21 protein-coding genes are annotated in these 15127 nt (G+C 34.3%); 9 read left to right on the top strand and 12 right to left on the bottom strand.

What is annotated here, in order from left to right:
• Positions 1-3 precede the first annotated feature (3 nt).
• The 7 genes from BELBA_RS16850 to BELBA_RS16820 all read left to right on the top strand — a co-directional run bounded on the left by BELBA_RS16850 (position 4) and on the right by BELBA_RS16820 (position 3110).
• A complete protein-coding gene (locus BELBA_RS16850; protein ID WP_014773882.1) occupies positions 4-378 on the top strand; it encodes a response regulator transcription factor in 375 nt (124 codons plus the stop codon).
• Positions 379-383: 5 nt separating this feature from the next.
• Entirely contained in the window at positions 384-926 is a 543-nt protein-coding gene (locus BELBA_RS16845) for a class I SAM-dependent methyltransferase (protein ID WP_014773881.1), read from the top strand.
• Between the two features lie 4 nt (positions 927-930).
• Positions 931-1188, top strand: a complete 258-nt coding sequence (locus tag BELBA_RS16840) for a hypothetical protein (protein WP_014773880.1) — start codon at positions 931-933, stop codon at positions 1186-1188.
• Between the two features lie 120 nt (positions 1189-1308).
• Positions 1309-1881 carry a peptide-methionine (S)-S-oxide reductase MsrA gene (gene msrA, locus BELBA_RS16835; protein WP_014773879.1) on the top strand — a complete coding sequence of 191 codons (573 nt, stop codon included), beginning with the start codon at positions 1309-1311 and terminating at the stop codon, positions 1879-1881.
• A 68-nt stretch (positions 1882-1949) separates the two neighbouring features.
• Positions 1950-2453 (top strand): DUF4920 domain-containing protein, encoded by a 504-nt coding sequence (locus BELBA_RS16830; RefSeq protein WP_014773878.1) that lies wholly within the window; start codon positions 1950-1952, stop codon positions 2451-2453.
• Positions 2446-2871 carry a hypothetical protein gene (locus BELBA_RS16825; RefSeq protein WP_157466116.1) on the top strand — a complete coding sequence of 142 codons (426 nt, stop codon included), beginning with the start codon at positions 2446-2448 and terminating at the stop codon, positions 2869-2871. Before BELBA_RS16830 ends, BELBA_RS16825 begins: the two co-directional genes overlap by 8 nt.
• A gap of 2 nt (positions 2872-2873) precedes the next feature.
• Complete coding sequence (locus BELBA_RS16820; protein WP_014773876.1) at positions 2874-3110, top strand: hypothetical protein; 237 nt, start codon at positions 2874-2876, stop codon at positions 3108-3110.
• Between the two features lie 37 nt (positions 3111-3147).
• Here the strand turns inward: BELBA_RS16820 and BELBA_RS16815 are convergent, their stop codons facing one another.
• On the bottom strand, positions 3148-4050 hold the full coding sequence (locus tag BELBA_RS16815; protein ID WP_014773875.1) for an HAEPLYID family protein: 903 nt from the start codon (positions 4048-4050) through the stop codon (positions 3148-3150).
• A gap of 92 nt (positions 4051-4142) precedes the next feature.
• Positions 4143-4535 (bottom strand): hypothetical protein, encoded by a 393-nt coding sequence (locus BELBA_RS19165; RefSeq protein ID WP_014773874.1) that lies wholly within the window; start codon positions 4533-4535, stop codon positions 4143-4145.
• Positions 4536-4656: 121 nt separating this feature from the next.
• On the opposite strand from BELBA_RS19165, the gene BELBA_RS16805 reads away from it, so the two are divergent.
• Positions 4657-5043 (top strand): DUF983 domain-containing protein, encoded by a 387-nt coding sequence (locus BELBA_RS16805; protein WP_041779737.1) that lies wholly within the window; start codon positions 4657-4659, stop codon positions 5041-5043.
• Between the two features lie 6 nt (positions 5044-5049).
• Here the strand turns inward: BELBA_RS16805 and BELBA_RS16800 are convergent, their stop codons facing one another.
• From BELBA_RS16800 to BELBA_RS16775, 6 genes are all read right to left on the bottom strand, one after another.
• On the bottom strand, positions 5050-6288 hold the full coding sequence (locus BELBA_RS16800; protein WP_014773872.1) for a glutamate-5-semialdehyde dehydrogenase: 1239 nt from the start codon (positions 6286-6288) through the stop codon (positions 5050-5052).
• Positions 6281-7363, bottom strand: a complete 1083-nt coding sequence (proB, locus tag BELBA_RS16795; protein ID WP_014773871.1) for a glutamate 5-kinase — start codon at positions 7361-7363, stop codon at positions 6281-6283. The genes BELBA_RS16800 and proB overlap by 8 nt, the downstream gene beginning before the upstream one ends.
• 80 nt (positions 7364-7443) lie before the next feature.
• Positions 7444-8451 carry a magnesium/cobalt transporter CorA gene (gene corA / locus BELBA_RS16790; RefSeq protein WP_014773870.1) on the bottom strand — a complete coding sequence of 336 codons (1008 nt, stop codon included), beginning with the start codon at positions 8449-8451 and terminating at the stop codon, positions 7444-7446.
• A gap of 1 nt (position 8452) precedes the next feature.
• Positions 8453-8827, bottom strand: a complete 375-nt coding sequence (locus tag BELBA_RS16785; protein WP_014773869.1) for a response regulator — start codon at positions 8825-8827, stop codon at positions 8453-8455.
• A gap of 194 nt (positions 8828-9021) precedes the next feature.
• Positions 9022-10650: a chaperonin GroEL gene (gene groL / locus BELBA_RS16780; protein WP_014773868.1), complete on the bottom strand. Its 1629-nt coding sequence runs from the start codon at positions 10648-10650 to the stop codon at positions 9022-9024.
• A 113-nt stretch (positions 10651-10763) separates the two neighbouring features.
• A complete protein-coding gene (locus tag BELBA_RS16775; protein ID WP_014773867.1) occupies positions 10764-11042 on the bottom strand; it encodes a co-chaperone GroES in 279 nt (92 codons plus the stop codon).
• 221 nt (positions 11043-11263) lie between these two features.
• Between BELBA_RS16775 and BELBA_RS16770 the strand changes: the two genes are divergently transcribed.
• Positions 11264-11971, top strand: coding sequence for a hypothetical protein (locus BELBA_RS16770; protein WP_014773866.1), 708 nt, complete (start codon positions 11264-11266; stop codon positions 11969-11971).
• 47 nt (positions 11972-12018) lie between these two features.
• Here BELBA_RS16770 and secG read toward each other — a convergent pair whose 3' ends face one another.
• The 4 genes from secG to BELBA_RS16750 are packed head-to-tail and all read right to left on the bottom strand — an operon-like array spanning position 12019 to position 15116.
• A complete protein-coding gene (secG, locus tag BELBA_RS16765) occupies positions 12019-12414 on the bottom strand; it encodes a preprotein translocase subunit SecG (protein WP_014773865.1) in 396 nt (131 codons plus the stop codon).
• A gap of 4 nt (positions 12415-12418) precedes the next feature.
• Complete coding sequence (locus tag BELBA_RS16760) at positions 12419-13240, bottom strand: hypothetical protein (protein ID WP_014773864.1); 822 nt, start codon at positions 13238-13240, stop codon at positions 12419-12421.
• A 36-nt stretch (positions 13241-13276) separates the two neighbouring features.
• A complete protein-coding gene (locus tag BELBA_RS16755; protein ID WP_041779735.1) occupies positions 13277-13822 on the bottom strand; it encodes an LptE family protein in 546 nt (181 codons plus the stop codon).
• Positions 13809-15116: a sigma-54 interaction domain-containing protein gene (locus tag BELBA_RS16750; protein ID WP_014773862.1), complete on the bottom strand. Its 1308-nt coding sequence runs from the start codon at positions 15114-15116 to the stop codon at positions 13809-13811. The genes BELBA_RS16755 and BELBA_RS16750 overlap by 14 nt, the downstream gene beginning before the upstream one ends.
• Positions 15117-15127: the final 11 nt, after the last annotated feature.

Here is a 15127-nt window from a genome sequence, read left to right as displayed (position 1 = left end):
ATTATGACTAATACTTCGGTATATAAAATAGTATTGATTGAAGACGACGAGCTAATCCTTAAAATGACTGAATATAAACTTAAACAAGAAGGATATAAAGTTTATATTGCTAAAGATGGAGATAGTGGAATCAAAGCAATAAGACAATATAAGCCAGATCTTGTACTGACGGACATTATGTTGCCATACAAATCAGGCCTCGAAGTTACTCACTTAGCCAAAAAGGAATTTCCAAATATGCCTATTTTAATCTTATCTTCGCTTGGTGATGAAGAGAATGCTGTGGATAAAGCTTTTAGTTTAGGTGCTGATGACTTTATTTCTAAGCCATTTAATCCATCAGAACTGGTCTTAAGAATAAAACGCTTTTTAACTTAAATAGAATGTCAAGAAATAAACTCTTCAAAGAGCTTTTTACGAATATTGGTACTACAGGTGCGATTACTTTTAGTTCAAAACCCCTGGTAGATAAAATGTTATCTTTTGCAGATTTCAAAGGCGCAAAATTATTAGTTGAATTGGGTGGCGGTGATGGAAGTATTACCAAAGGAATTGTTGAGAGAATGGATAGCGATGCCAAGTTATTGGTGTTTGAAATCTCCAGGAATTTTTGCGACAACTTAGAAAAGATGTTTCCTCAAGAAAATGTGATTATCATCTGTGATTCTGCTGAGAATATTGACAAATATCTTGATCAAGTTAAAGCAGATTTTATTCTTTCATCTTTACCATTTAGTTTGATTCCTAAGCCAATTAGGGCACAAATTTATCGGAAAAGTAAAGATTCGGTAACGGAAGAGGGTAAATTTATTCAGATTTGCTATTCATATCTGTTGAAATATCAATTTGCGGATTATTTTTCTGAGATAAAGACAAGCTTTACGCTTAAGAATTTCCCCCCAGCATTTATTATGATCTGTAATTGACAATTTGAATAGGTATCAAAATATATCCATTTTAGAAGTAGCTTTTTTGGAAATGGCAAGACTAAAGAAGGGGCATGATTTTAACCCCTCAGAAGTTCTTCAATGGATTTTTCCTGAAGCATGGGAATATTTCATTCCGGATGTTTTGATAGAAATTGAACGATTGCATCTAGAGGGAAAAATTGTAGTAAAGCAAAATGGGCTTTCTCCTAATTTCCCTCTGAAAAGCATAGAAGAAATTATAATTTCTTTAAAAGTCTAAACTACCTCTACGTTTTTTTGGTTAGAAAGAAAATTGTATATCATAAAAAATCTTTTTCTAATCACAATCCTATTTGTATTTTCCCTAAATCAAGCACATTCACAACAAAAGAATAGATCTATGAAAGAAATCCCACAAACTCAAGCTATTGCTCCAGAAGGCATGGAATTGGCGACATTAGGTTCTGGATGCTTTTGGTGCATAGAAGCGATCTATCAAGACTTGAAAGGAGTAGAAGGGGTAAAGTCTGGGTATAGTGGAGGTCATATAGATAATCCAAGTTACAGACAAGTGACCTCAGGTACGACTGGACATGCTGAAGTGATTCAGTTTAGTTTTGACCCAAATATCATTTCTTTTGAAGAGATTCTTGAGATTTTCTGGTCTACACATGACCCAACTACCTTAAATAGACAGGGAGCAGATGTGGGCCCTCAATACAGATCTGCCGTATTCTTTCACAATGAAAAGCAGAAGGAAGTTGCAGAATTTTATAAAGAGAAATTGGATGCGTCAGGAGCTTTTGATAAGAAAATAGTAACTGAAATCACACCATTTGCTAATTTCTATGTGGCTGAAGATTATCATCAAAATTACTTTAATGATAATGGAATGCAGCTTTATTGTCAAATTGTGATTAGACCTAAAGTCGAGAAATTCAGAAAAGTTTTTGCTGATAAATTAAATAATTGATTTTCAGTAATACGTATATTTCAAATTGTGATTACTTTTATGCATCGTAAAATTTAACCCTTAAGATAATGAAAAGTAAGTTCTTATTAATTTTGATGCTTCCAATTTTTTTTGCCTGTAACAATTCTACTAAAGTAGAGTCTGAACCTATAGAAGGATCGGTTACAGCTCAAGTTCCTGGAAATTATGGAGCTGTAGTGGAAGAAGTGGAAGTGCTGTCAATCTCTCAAATGTATGATGAGTTAGCATCTAAAGGTGAATTTGAAGGAAAAGTAATAGGTCAAATCAAAGAAGTTTGTTCCAAAAAGGGCTGCTGGATGACCTTAGACCTTCCTAATGGTGAAACAATGAGAGTGACTTTCAAAGATTACGGATTCTTTGTTCCTTTGACTTCTCAAGGCTATCCAGTTATCATTGAAGGGATAGCTACAAAATCAGAAACTGATGTAGCGACATTGAAACATTATGCTGAGGATGCTGGCAAATCTAAAGAAGAAATAGATGCCATTACCGCTCCTAAATTAGAATATGCTTTTGAAGCGGTTGGAGTTATTATTAAGGAAAATGCATAAATTCTTATTTTCCTCAGTAGTCTTTCTGCTTTTTTCTTGCGGAAATGATCAAGTTCAGGTCAAAGAAAATGAGGCTATAAAATACCCTAATCAAGATGCTCCTTTAGCATTATTGATGAGAGAAATGTTTCTTGACATGGAAGAAATTAGAATTTCTGTTGAAGAAGGCAAGGCTATTAGCACTTATATCGAAAAACATAAAAAACTGCTGACTGCAAAGCCCACAGATATTGGAGTCAAAACAGAAACTTTCCAAACAATGGGGATAGCTTATTTGGCTAGCTTAAAGCAACTTGAGACTAGCAATGAAGAATTACTCTCTGAAAATTACAAATCTCTAGTGAATTCTTGTTTGGCTTGTCACAACAATTTCTGCCCTGGACCTGTTAAAAGAATTAATTTATTGAAGTTAGATTGATTATGGCAATTGCATTGGACAACCTTCGTGTAGGAAGAGTTTATGAATTTAGAAATATGGGTGAGGAAAGAAAACTGGAAATAATAGCTAGACTATCCGGATCAAATTTTAAAGTTAAAGACTTAGATACCACAGAAATATATACCATGGAGGAGCTTCTCCGTTGGGGAATAGGAAAAGACTATGAACTTGATGAATGCATAGATCAAGGGAATGGTTTGGTTCCGAAAAGATTTTGAAATAAAAATGGCTCTGATCAAAACAGAGCCATTTTTTTTAGTGAAATGTTTTAAATCCAGGTTCATAAATTATTCTAACAAATGAACTCATACTTCTATCCTGCCCGCTTATGGGAATTCCAGTAACGATTCCCACCATAAGATTTTCTGCTAATCCAACTCTCATTTGAGGACGTAAAACACCAATGAATTCATTATGATGAAATTCCTTATTGAATTCTAAACCTATAAAATTTCGAGTTCCAGGAATCATATAGTGAAAATTACTATGTAATTCGTAAGCCAACTCTCTTCTTTGATTAAACTCTTTCACGATTCTTGGACCTGTATAGATCAAAGTGTGATAATTGCTTCCCCATCTTTTGGCAGCTATGAGAAATGGGTTATAAATATTTCCTTTGAATAAATCTGCACCTCCTAATCTATTAAGATCTACAAATTCAAATTCATGAATATATCCTAGTGCTAGGGTGGTTTTTATCTTTTCGGAAACAAGAAATGACCATTGAGTAGCTAACTTTAACGACTCAATGCGATTTGATGGTCGCTCTAAATTTGGTGATAGCTCTCCTCTAGTTGAGAACAAGGTGATGGGAAGCTCTATTTCAAATCCCAATCGATCTATTGGAGCCCATTCGTACTCGACTAAAATTTCATATTCATCAAAACCACTTTTGTCGGTCATTCCTGCACCTAGATTCCATTCTTTTTCTCCTTTCCGAGCTCCAAGATCACGTATTAAATCAATGTATAAAGGTTCTGCATGAAGTATTTTTGTTCTTTGCTTTGACTTCACCTCTTCAAACTCTGCTAAAAAGATGCTATCAAGTTGTAATTTTTCATTTTTAGTACTGTCACTTTCAACTACTTGTGAATACACAGTGAAACTTCCTGTTATGCAAAGGCATAACAAGCTATATTTTATAATATGTTGTAACATTAAATTTTTAGTATTTGAAATGATGAAATAGTATTTTCAATCAGAAAAGGTTCTGATTGATGAAATTCAACCTATTTGGAACTGGATGAATTTTAAATAAAATATTTCATGAAAAGTTCCGGTGGAGGAGTGGAGACTTTTTTTATACCGGTAGTTAGTGTAAAGTCATTAAAAACTTCCCATTTGTTTGATTTTAAAGTGAAAAAACTAACGAGTTTAACTTCTGTCTTAGTAAATACTAATTTGATATCTGGGATTTTTCTTTTTTCATTTGGGACTTCAGTATCAGGTATGATTTGATTATCCATTTCAAAAATAAATTCAACGACAATTTCAGCTAATGTATCAATAGGGTCAATAAGATTTTGCTCGACTGAATTTAGATGAAGTGGATGATAAAAGTTAGCAGTAAGGTTGATAAAATTTATTATCAACACCAAAGTGATGAGATTAATAATTTTACTTTTCCTAAACACTTTAATCATGCTACAAATATACTTTTTTTAATAAATAAATAGAATTTAAGTCTTCGTTTGAGTGGTGAAAGTAGCTAAAATTACATCCAAATCGGCTATTTTTAGTATCTTTGAGCAAAGATTAAAAGAGATGAAAAACAAGAGTTTGGGAGCAGCAATGCTTAAAGGTTGCTGTCCAAGGTGCAGAGAAGGAAAGCTATTTCCAACTTCAATGTTGAGTTATAGAAAGTTGTCTGATGTTCATTCTAACTGCCCTGTATGTAATGCCACTTTAGTTCCGGAACCAGATTTTTTTTATGGAGCGATGTATATTAGCTATGCCTTTTCAGTTGCTTTGGTCGTTAACGTCCTAATTATTCTCAATTACCTTTTTGATGATCCTGATGTGTGGGTATATGTTGCTACAGTCCTAATGGCTAACTTACTTCTACTTCCAGCATTTTTACGATATTCAAAAGTTCTTTACTTATATGGACTAGGGAAATTATCTTATAATCCCAATTGGGATCAAAAATAGATACTTCTACCTGATTTGACCATTTCCTTCGATGATCCATTTGTAACTGGTCAATTCTCGTAGAGACATTGGTCCTCTAGCATGAAGCTTCTGTGTGCTGATACCAATTTCAGCACCCATTCCGAATTGATTTCCATCTGTAAACGCTGTTGAAGCGTTTGAATAAACTGCTGCTGCATCTACTAGGTTCAAAAACTTTTCTGTACTTTGAGAATCCTCTGAAATAATTGCTTCACTGTGTTTAGAACTGTATAGATCGATATGCTCAAGAGCTTCATCAAGACTTGCTACTGTTTTAATGGCCATTTTTAAGGATAAAAATTCCGTTCCAAAATGACTTTCATTAGCTGCCTGAATTAAAGGATGTTGATCTAAAGCTTTATAAGATTTTTCATCAGCAAATATTCGCACCTCGTTATTTAATAGATTTTTGACTAATTCATTGATATCGGATAAGCGTTTTTCATGAATGATCAAACAGTCCAAGCTATTACAGACACTCGGTCTTCTTGTTTTTGAATTGAATAATATTAATTTTCCTTTTTCTAAATCACCTGATTTATCAAAATAGATATGGACTATTCCTGCTCCTGTTTCGATCACAGGAACTTTTGAATTTGATCGTACATATTCTATGAGTTTTTGACTGCCTCTTGGGATGATAAGGTCTACAAATCCAACAGCTTGTAGGAGCGAAAAAGTGGCACTGCGATCAGAAGGAAGTAATAAGAATGCGTTTTCAGGAATATCATTTGACAGAAGCGCTTGATGGATCAATTTCATGATGGCTTGATTTGAATATTCAGCATCAGTACTTCCTTTCAAAATCAATCCATTTCCAGACTTCAAAGCAATACAAAATACATCAAATGTTACATTTGGACGAGCTTCATATATGATTCCAATGACACCAAGGGGAACTGCTACCTTTTTTAAATGTAAATCGTTTTCTAGAATTTTTTCTTCGAGAATTCTACCCAAAGGATTCTCCAAACTTTTTACTTGTTTAATCTCTTCAATGATTCCCTGAATTCTTTCTTTTGTGAGTTTTAGCCGATCATATTTTGGATCGTTTACGTGTAATTTAGCCAAGTCTTTTTGATTGGCTTCAATAATAGTATCAATATGCTCTAAGGTCAATTCTACCAAAGAATCTAAGGTTCCTTTGATTTGTTGTTCGCTGAGCTGGTTTAACTTTTTGGCTGATTTTTGAACAGTGTAAAATTGTTTTTGAAGATCAGTCATGATGAATTAAATAAAGGTAGTCGTAATGGATGATTGGCTTTTGGTTTTTCAGTCCTATTTTTTCTTTTGCTACGATTGAATTGTATTCAGCACGACCCAGTCCAATCAAATTTCCTGAATTGTCTTTTATGCAAAGGATGTCACCTTTTTTAAATTCTCCAGATATCATTATAATTCCAACTGGAAGAAGGCTGGCTATTTTTTGATTAAATAGCGTTGTTTTCGCACCTTCATTGATGATGATTTCTGCAACAAAATATCGCTCACCATGTGCGAGCCATTTTTTGGTACTTTGTTTTGACCTGTTTGGTTCAAAAAAGGTGTACTCTCCCTTTTTTAAAAAAATATCTTCTAGGATATTTGTTTTTTTGCCATTTGCAATGAAAACCTGAATACCTAAATCTGCTGATTTTTTAGCCATGTTGAGCTTTGTCAACATTCCGCCTCTGCCAAATGAGGATTTTGAGGCAGAAATGAAAGATGATAAATCATTTGTTTCTCGCCCAACATACTTGATCAGTTTAGAGCCTTTTTCTTCTGGTACTCCTGTGTAGATTCCATTTACGTTGGTGAGTAGGACGAGGGAGTCGGCGTTGACCATAGCGGCTGTTAAACTAGCTAATTCATCATTGTCGGTAAACATCAATTCCGTGATGGCGACTGAATCATTTTCGTTTATAATTGGTAGGATATCTTGTGAAACTAGACCTTGAATACAGTTTTTCATATTGAGAAAATGCTTCCGATCCCTAAAATCTTCTTTAGTCACCAAGATTTGTGAAACTTGAATTCCATGCTCTTTAAACAACATTTTATAAGTTTGAATAAGCTCAATTTGTCCAGTTGATGACCAAATTTGCTTTTTTAGAATTGGATTTAACTTTTCAGGAAGCTGAATTTCTTTTTTTCCAAATGCAACAGCACCGGAACTGACTAAAATAACTTTGATTTGTTGTTGACGAAGAAAAGTAATTTGGAAAACGAGATGCTGAATTCTAGATAAATCTGGATTTCCATCCTCTTGAGTTAGTACATTAGAGCCTATCTTTATTACACAATATTGCAATGAATTCATGTTTGTTTTGAAATATCATTACAAAATTAGCTTTATTATTAAAGAGTGCTAATGAAATAGGTTTTTAATTGAGGATAATGCTAAAACCACTTTTTTCTTTTGAAATATATTGCCATTACGATAGAAACTATTATAAAAAATATCCAACTAGTGAAATAGCCATATTTCCAACCTAGCTCTGGCATGTATTCGAAATTCATTCCATATACGCCTGCTATAAAAGTTAAAGGGATAAAAATTGTTGCAATTATAGTTAACGTTTTCATGACCTCGTTTTGCTTCAAGCTGATATTTGTCATAAAGATTTCAACCAAAGTTGTGATTGATTCCCTCTGCATTTCAAGGTTTTCTATAATTTCTACTGTGTTTTCGTAAAGATCATTGACAAATGGTGTTGTCTTTTTTGTTACAAATGAGCTATCTGATTTTCTCCAAGCAGATACCAATTCCCGAGTAGGCCAGATGTTTTTTTTGATTTCTTGGAGTGTTTTTCTTTGTCTATAAATATCGACTAATTCGATTTTCTTATCTTGACTAATGATCTCGTCTTCAAGCTTTTCAATTTGATCACTGATCAATTCTAAAATGATATAATATTGATCTATGATTGTATCGAGTAGGGTATATACAAAGTAATCAGAGGCTAATTTTCGCATTTTACCATTTGGATTTTCTAGCCTGATTCGAATTGGATCAAAAATATCATATTCATTTTCCTGAAAGGTAATGATTAGGTGCTTATTGAATGCTATGCTGACCTGTTCGACTTCCAAGTGATCGATATCACTTCTAGTGTAGAGCATTTTGCTCACAATCAAAATAAAATTATCAAAGTCCTCTAGTTTTGGTCTTTGTTGAAGATTGTCTATGTCATCAAACGCTACTGGGTGAATATCAAAATGCTGACATATCTCTTGAAAAATAGTATTATCATTCTTTTTATAAATATTGAGCCAACATTTTTTTTCGGGGTGAATTTTTTCCTCTAATTCAGCAATGGTTTTGAGATGATATTTCTCAAAATGATTCTCTCCGAAAACATATAATTCTAAACTTCTATCAGAATATGATGTTGGTTCCAGGCTCATGTTAAAGAAGATTTTTGAATTTTTCTGGAGTCAATGGCTTTTCAATAAATCCTTCCACACATGTAAATTGCTTAGCTTTTTGTCGATCTTGAAAATCTATGGAACTCGAAAGCATAATTATTCTATCATTTCGGCCATTAAATTTCTTTAGATAAGCATTCAAAAAATCCCATCCATTCATAACGGGCATATTGATATCCAAAAGAATTAGAGTATTTTCTGATTCAGTGAGGCTTTGAATCCGAGCTAGGGCTTTTTCTGCTTCCAAAAACTCTTCAACTTGATCTGCAATATCCAATTTGGATATCAATCGCTTGTTGATCAAGTTATTGATTGGGTCATCATCAATTAAAATAATTGAGTAATATGAATGCATTAAGTCTAACGGTAAGAAAAGTTATTTTTTGATTTTAATACGCGGACTAAATTACAATTATAATCTTACGATAAAAATAGAATGTTTGTATTTTCCCTTCAATTATTTAAGTAATTGTTAGAGAAGGGCAATTTTATAAATGAAAAAAGGGAAACCATTATGATTTCCCTTTCTATTATTTGTTTAGGCTTGAATTACATCATTCCGCCCATTCCGCCGCCGCCCATTGGAGGCATGCTAGAACCTTCTTCTTTCACATCAGCGATCACACATTCTGTAGTCAAAAGTAAAGCTGCAATAGATGCTGCATTTTCTAAAGCTAAGCGTGTTACTTTTGTTGGGTCGATCACTCCAGCTTCAAACAGATCTTCGTAGATATCTGTTCTTGCATTGTAGCCGTAGTTACCTGTGTTTTCTTTGATTCTATTGATTACAACAGATCCTTCTCCACCAGCATTTTCTACGATCGTTCTCAATGGAGATTCGATTGCCATTCTGATGATATTGATACCGGTATCTTGATCTTCATTATCTCCTTTTAGAGAATCTAAAGCTGATACTGCTCTTACTAAAGCAACACCACCACCTACTACAATACCTTCTTGAACAGCTGCTCTTGTTGCGTGTAGAGCATCATCAACTCTATCTTTCTTTTCCTTCATTTCTACCTCAGTGGCTGCACCAATGTAAAGAATTGCAACACCACCAGAAAGTTTCGCTAATCTTTCTTGTAGTTTTTCTTTATCATAGTCTGAAGTTGTCTTCTCAATTTGAGATTTGATTTCTGCGATTCTAGCTTGAATTGCAGCAGGATCACCAGCACCATTTACGATGGTAGTATTATCCTTATCAATGTTGATTTTCTCAGCAGTTCCTAAGTAATCAATGGTTGCATTTTCTAATTTGTAACCTCTTTCTTCAGAGATAACAGTTCCTCCTGTTAGGATAGCGATGTCTTCCAACATTGCTTTTCTTCTATCACCGAATCCAGGAGCTTTTACAGCTGCAACTTTCAAAGCACCTCTTATTTTGTTGACTACCAAAGTTGCTAAAGCTTCACCATCTACATCCTCAGCGATGATCAACAAAGGCTTGCCTGTCTGAGCCACTGGCTCCAATACAGGAAGCAATTCTTTCATAGAAGAGATTTTCTTGTCATAAATCAAGATGTAAGGTCTCTCCAATTCTGCTTCCATTTTCTCAGTGTTGGTAGTGAAGTATGGAGAAAGGTAACCTCTGTCAAACTGCATACCTTCTACAGTTCTTACTTCAGTTTCCGTGCCTTTTGCTTCTTCAACAGTGATCACACCATCTTTACCAACTTTTTCCATTGCATCAGCAATCATTTTACCGATTTCCTCGTCATTGTTGGCAGAAACAGTAGCTACTTGCTGAATTTCTTTACTAGTTGAAATAGCTTTTGAGCTATCTCTTAAAGAAGCAACTACCGCTGTGACAGCCTTATCAATCCCTCTTTTCAAATCCATAGGGTTAGCACCTGCTGCTACGTTTTTGATACCTACATTGAAAATCGCCTGAGTCAAAACAGTAGCAGTAGTAGTTCCATCACCAGCATCATCTGCAGTTTTAGAAGCAACTTCTTTTACGAGTTGAGCACCCATATTTTCAATTGGTTCTTCTAATTCGATTTCTTTTGCAACAGACACACCATCTTTGGTGATCGTTGGAGCACCGAATTTTTTGTCTATGATCACATTTCTACCTTTAGGACCAAGTGTGACCTTTACCGCATTTGCAAGAGCATCCACACCTTTTTTCAGTCTGTCTCTTGCGTCGATGTTGAAAAATAATTCTTTTGACATTTTTTAATTCTTTAAGTTTTTGATTGTATTGAATTAGATGATTATTAATCTGATTTGTTATAGATTCTTTTTGGCTAACATAGCTTGATGAAAAAATCTAAAACAAAAATAGATTATAGGATTGCAAAGATGTCTGCTTCTCTCATGATAAGAAAATCTTTTCCTTCCACGGAAAGTTCTGTGCCAGCATACTTGCCATACAATACAGTATCACCCACTTTTACAGTCAAGGGTTCATCTTTTTTGCCACCACCTACGGCTACAACTGTACCTTTTTGAGGCTTTTCTTTAGCAGTATCTGGGATGTAAAGACCAGAAGCGGTTTTTTCTTCTGCTGCAGCAGGTTCTACCAGAACTCTATCTGCAAGAGGTTTGATGTTCACGTTTGACATAGTTATAATTTTTATTAAAGTTAGTTCTAAAATTTACTGTAACTCCCTGTTTCACTTTTTATGCCAAATGAGATAGATGTATTTTTCCTGACATAAAGTCGGGATTCTTTTTTGTCCGGCTGTCAGGGAAGTATTTTTTTAAAATTTGGCTGTCAATTTTTCGGAATACATTTTTATTGATGTCAGTTTTTTTTCTTAAATTTTCTACAAATCTGTAGTCTATGAAAAATTTGTCAGAAAACTGGATCACGGAAGGTTGGATTGATTTCGAATACAAAAAGTACCTTCTTCTCGCTTATCTTAAAGAAGTCGGAGAGAATTTCAAGCAAGTCAAATTATACCCTCCACTCGCAGACTTAATTCATCATTATAGTAAATTGAAATCTTTCGAAGAGGACAGAGAAAAATTGAAAGCTGCTTTCCCAAAACTCTTAGAAGGTCCAGATTTAAAAACGATGAAACTTGAATATAAGCCTATCTTCATACCTGATGAAACGATGAAGCAGCTGGAGGAAATCGTACAGTATGCTTTGCCTCTATTGAAAAATCATATCGAAGAGGGAAAGGATATTTATGATTTTCTTGAAAGTGAAATGCTGATTGAACCTATTGGGATTTCTCCTTTATATCAAAATGAAGGCTATGTGATGCTTTCTCAAGAAAAGTCTAAAGAGGTGTTTATTTATAAATACAAAGTTAGTCTTTTTCAAAATAGCAAAGATCGATTTAAAAGCGTGATGCTTCAATTCATAAAAAATGTTCATTTGTCTATTTCAAATACTTTTGAGCAGATCAAAATGAGTTTGGTCAAAGAGTTTAGAGAACTTCCAAATCCTGCTACATATCGAATTCATTCCAACTGTGAAATTCCACTTCAAGAAAGTTTGATTCCTATTAGTAAAAGGCTTCTATTGAAAAATGTAGAATAAAAAAAGCCCTACTTTTCAGCAGGGCTTTTGATATAATTTGATTCGGTTTAGTTTTCTTCAGTTGTTTCTTCTTCTGTAGGGTTTCCTTCTTCGGTTGTGGTCTCCTCTGAAGGAGTAGAAGGTAATAAACTTTCTCCTTCTCCACTGTTATCGAATTGAGGCATTACAACTTGTTGTTTTGCACTTTCGATATTTGGAGAACTGAAAGAATCAACACTGGAAGAAGTATAAAAAGCAGAAGAACCTAATGAAAGCACAAGTATAGCAAGTGCTAAAATCCATGTTGATTTTTCAAGGATATTTCCAGTTTTAGTTACTCCCATAATTTGAGATGCACCACCACCAAAAGCAGAACCTACTCCACCTTTAGAATTCTGTGAAAGTATCACCAAAACCAATAATACTGCTAATACGATTATAATGCTGATAAGTACGGTAAACATATTTTTAACTTTTTTCTTCTAATTCTTTTATCAAGTCCGCAAAGTAAGTGCTTTTATTTGGAAATTTCACCATTAATTTTTGATAAATTTCTTTGGCTTTTTTATTTTTCCCTTGTTTAGAAAGTAGTTTTGCGTAGGATTCAGAAAGTAAATTTGGGTTAAGTTGTGTGCTGTTTTCGGAAAGGTCGCTTTGCTTTTGAAAGTTTTCTATTTCTTTAATAGTAGCTAATTTAATTTCTTTTTTACTAAAGGATTTGATGATATCAATTTGTTCTTTTTTCTTTTCATCTACGATCTCTTTCTTTTCTTTTTTCTTAATCGTCTCTATTAAGTCATCCGAACCTGGTCGTTTTTTTCTCGGTTTTTTTACTTCCTTCTTTTTCTCTTGGCTTTCCTTTTCTCCAGAATTTGAGTTTGTAGTGAGGTTTTCACCAAGTTTTTTCAATAAACCTGCCCTCTGGGTTGGATTTTGCTCTGGTATGGGTTTAGGAATTAGTTCACTTTCAGTATCCTCCTCTTCTATATCTGGGGATTGCTCAGTAGTTTGATCAATTCTAAGAGATTGATTTTCTTGAAATAATTCAGATATGCTATTTGGATCTTCAATCAATCTTTTGAGCCATGATCTATTTGGACTATTGATTGCGGACCAAGCTAAAAATTCGCTACCAGCATCTTTATTTTTTTTGTTTTCATATTTCGCAAGCAAAACATTTGGAATTTGAAAATACGGGAAGTTTTCATGCAGCTTAAAAAGCTGATTTACTTGCTCTCTATTCAGGTTGTCGCCCTGATTGACTATTTTCAAAAATTGTTCTGCGTTCACGTTTTTAATAATTCTGATGTCCGAATATAAGCATTTTTACCAATTGGCAACTGTTGCGGTAAAAACATCCTGAATGATGTTTTCAAAAATCTCTTCAATTAAAACACTCTCAACTTGTAAAACCGAGGTGGTTCGCGGATCATAATCTCTAAAGAATGAAAAACTTCTCTTCAAGTTCTCTTCTTCTACTGCCATATTTATATATTCTACTTCAACCACAATGGTCAAGCGCATCTGTCCTGCTCGATCAGGTGAATTGGGATCGGTACTCGTGACAGTGGCTTGTGGGGTTAAGTTATACCTCGTTATTGAACCTGACAATTGAATATCTCCATTGCTTCTTACCAGTTCTAGTTGCGTATTTCTTTGGTAAAAATCTTTTAAAGACTCAGTAAACTGCTGCTCCATATTGGCAGGGCCGCCTCCAGAATCGTTAAAGAAATTTTCTACGGAAAAAGTTTTGGTAAGATCATAATTGATATTGGTACCAGTGAAACTATAGCTGACACTGCATCCTGATATGCCAAGCATAAAAAGAATCACCATCAAAAAGACATTTTCTCGTATTTTAATCGATGTCATACTGTTTGATTTTTCTATATAACGTCCTTTCTGAGATTCCAAGATCATCTGCGGCATATTTTCTTTTATTATTATGCTTTCTCAATGCTTTGATAATCATTTCTTTTTCTTTTTTCTCTAACGACAGCGAATTATCATCTTCCTCATGAATGATGTCTTCTATAGATTCATTTTCATAATCATCTTCGTAATCTCCCAAATTATCATCCTTGCTTTTATTTTTTGAGTCAATTACCAAAGGTATGTTTACAGCAGGCACATTAGATTTTGATTCATCAAATGAAACAGGCGATTCTAAATCTTCAAAAAGATTTTGATGTTTATTAATTATTGTGGAATTAAGTCCACCAGATTGGTAGCTTTCTAAAACAAGTTTTTTCAGTTCATGCATGTCCTTTTTCATATCAAAAAGGACTTTGTAAAGAATATCTCTTTCTGAAAAGTCAGTGCTGCTTTCATTTCCAGAACCCGAACCAGTATATGCTGCGGGGAGTCTAGTTTGTTCTGTTGGTAAATATCTACCTAGTGTAGCGGCATCGATTTCTCTCTCTTGCTCTAATAATGATATTTGTTCTGCCAGATTTTTTAATTGTCTAATATTTCCAGGAAATGGGAATTTCATCAACAGTGTTTTAGCATCTTCATCCAAAGACACCGGTTTAACCTTGTATTTTTCCGAAAAATCAGTCGTGAATTTCCTGAATAACAAAACGATATCTTCACCACGCTCTCGAAGTGGTGGTACAAAAATCGGAACAGTATTTAGGCGATAGTATAGATCTTCTCTGAATTTTCCTTTTTCAACGGCCTTTATCAAATTCACGTTTGTGGCGGCGATCACTCTTACATTCGTTTTTTGAACTTTGGATGAACCTACTTTTATAAATTCACCATTTTCCAAAACTCGTAGTAATCTGGCTTGTGTCCCCAATGGCATTTCCCCAATCTCGTCTAAAAATATAGAACCTCCATCAGTTACTTCAAAATAACCTTTTCTTGCTTCATGTGCGCCTGTAAAAGATCCTTTTTCGTGACCAAAAAGTTCTGAATCAATTGTTCCTTCTGGGATGGCGCCACAATTAATAGCGATAAACTTCCCATGCTTTCGAACACTTAGAGAGTGAATGATTTTTGAGAAGGATTCTTTACCACTTCCACTCTCTCCAGTGATCAAGACTGTCATATCGGTAGGAGAAGCTTGCATCGCCACTTGAATGGCGTGATTAAGTAATGGACTATTTCCTATGATACCAAATCTTTGCTTGACACTTTGGATTTCTGATGCTGTGATCATATTGATAGTTT

This window comes from Belliella baltica DSM 15883 (assembly GCF_000265405.1).
Lineage (GTDB): Bacteria > Bacteroidota > Bacteroidia > Cytophagales > Cyclobacteriaceae > Belliella > Belliella baltica.
The sequence above is the reverse complement of the archived record's forward strand: the minus strand, read 5'-3'. Positions and strand labels throughout refer to the sequence as shown.

Excerpts from the sequence above, each read along its gene's own strand:
- BELBA_RS16775 (WP_014773867.1), bottom strand. The coding sequence starts at position 11,042 with ATGTCAAACGTGAACATCAAACCTCTTGCAGATAGAGTTCTGGTAGAA.
- BELBA_RS16785 (WP_014773869.1), bottom strand. The coding sequence starts at position 8,827 with ATGCATTCATATTACTCAATTATTTTAATTGATGATGACCCAATCAAT.
- msrA (WP_014773879.1), top strand. The coding sequence starts at position 1,309 with ATGAAAGAAATCCCACAAACTCAAGCTATTGCTCCAGAAGGCATGGAA.
- BELBA_RS16825 (WP_157466116.1), top strand. The coding sequence starts at position 2,446 with ATGCATAAATTCTTATTTTCCTCAGTAGTCTTTCTGCTTTTTTCTTGC.
- proB (WP_014773871.1), bottom strand. The coding sequence starts at position 7,363 with ATGAATTCATTGCAATATTGTGTAATAAAGATAGGCTCTAATGTACTA.
- BELBA_RS16750 (WP_014773862.1), bottom strand. The coding sequence starts at position 15,116 with ATGATCACAGCATCAGAAATCCAAAGTGTCAAGCAAAGATTTGGTATC.
- groL (WP_014773868.1), bottom strand. The coding sequence starts at position 10,650 with ATGTCAAAAGAATTATTTTTCAACATCGACGCAAGAGACAGACTGAAA.
- BELBA_RS16820 (WP_014773876.1), top strand. The coding sequence starts at position 2,874 with ATGGCAATTGCATTGGACAACCTTCGTGTAGGAAGAGTTTATGAATTT.
- BELBA_RS16815 (WP_014773875.1), bottom strand. The coding sequence starts at position 4,050 with ATGTTACAACATATTATAAAATATAGCTTGTTATGCCTTTGCATAACA.
- BELBA_RS16770 (WP_014773866.1), top strand. The coding sequence starts at position 11,264 with ATGAAAAATTTGTCAGAAAACTGGATCACGGAAGGTTGGATTGATTTC.
- BELBA_RS16805 (WP_041779737.1), top strand. The coding sequence starts at position 4,657 with ATGAAAAACAAGAGTTTGGGAGCAGCAATGCTTAAAGGTTGCTGTCCA.
- BELBA_RS19165 (WP_014773874.1), bottom strand. The coding sequence starts at position 4,535 with ATGATTAAAGTGTTTAGGAAAAGTAAAATTATTAATCTCATCACTTTG.
- BELBA_RS16845 (WP_014773881.1), top strand. The coding sequence starts at position 384 with ATGTCAAGAAATAAACTCTTCAAAGAGCTTTTTACGAATATTGGTACT.
- BELBA_RS16850 (WP_014773882.1), top strand. The coding sequence starts at position 4 with ATGACTAATACTTCGGTATATAAAATAGTATTGATTGAAGACGACGAG.
- corA (WP_014773870.1), bottom strand. The coding sequence starts at position 8,451 with ATGAGCCTGGAACCAACATCATATTCTGATAGAAGTTTAGAATTATAT.
- BELBA_RS16755 (WP_041779735.1), bottom strand. The coding sequence starts at position 13,822 with ATGACATCGATTAAAATACGAGAAAATGTCTTTTTGATGGTGATTCTT.
- BELBA_RS16830 (WP_014773878.1), top strand. The coding sequence starts at position 1,950 with ATGAAAAGTAAGTTCTTATTAATTTTGATGCTTCCAATTTTTTTTGCC.
- secG (WP_014773865.1), bottom strand. The coding sequence starts at position 12,414 with ATGTTTACCGTACTTATCAGCATTATAATCGTATTAGCAGTATTATTG.
- BELBA_RS16800 (WP_014773872.1), bottom strand. The coding sequence starts at position 6,288 with ATGACTGATCTTCAAAAACAATTTTACACTGTTCAAAAATCAGCCAAA.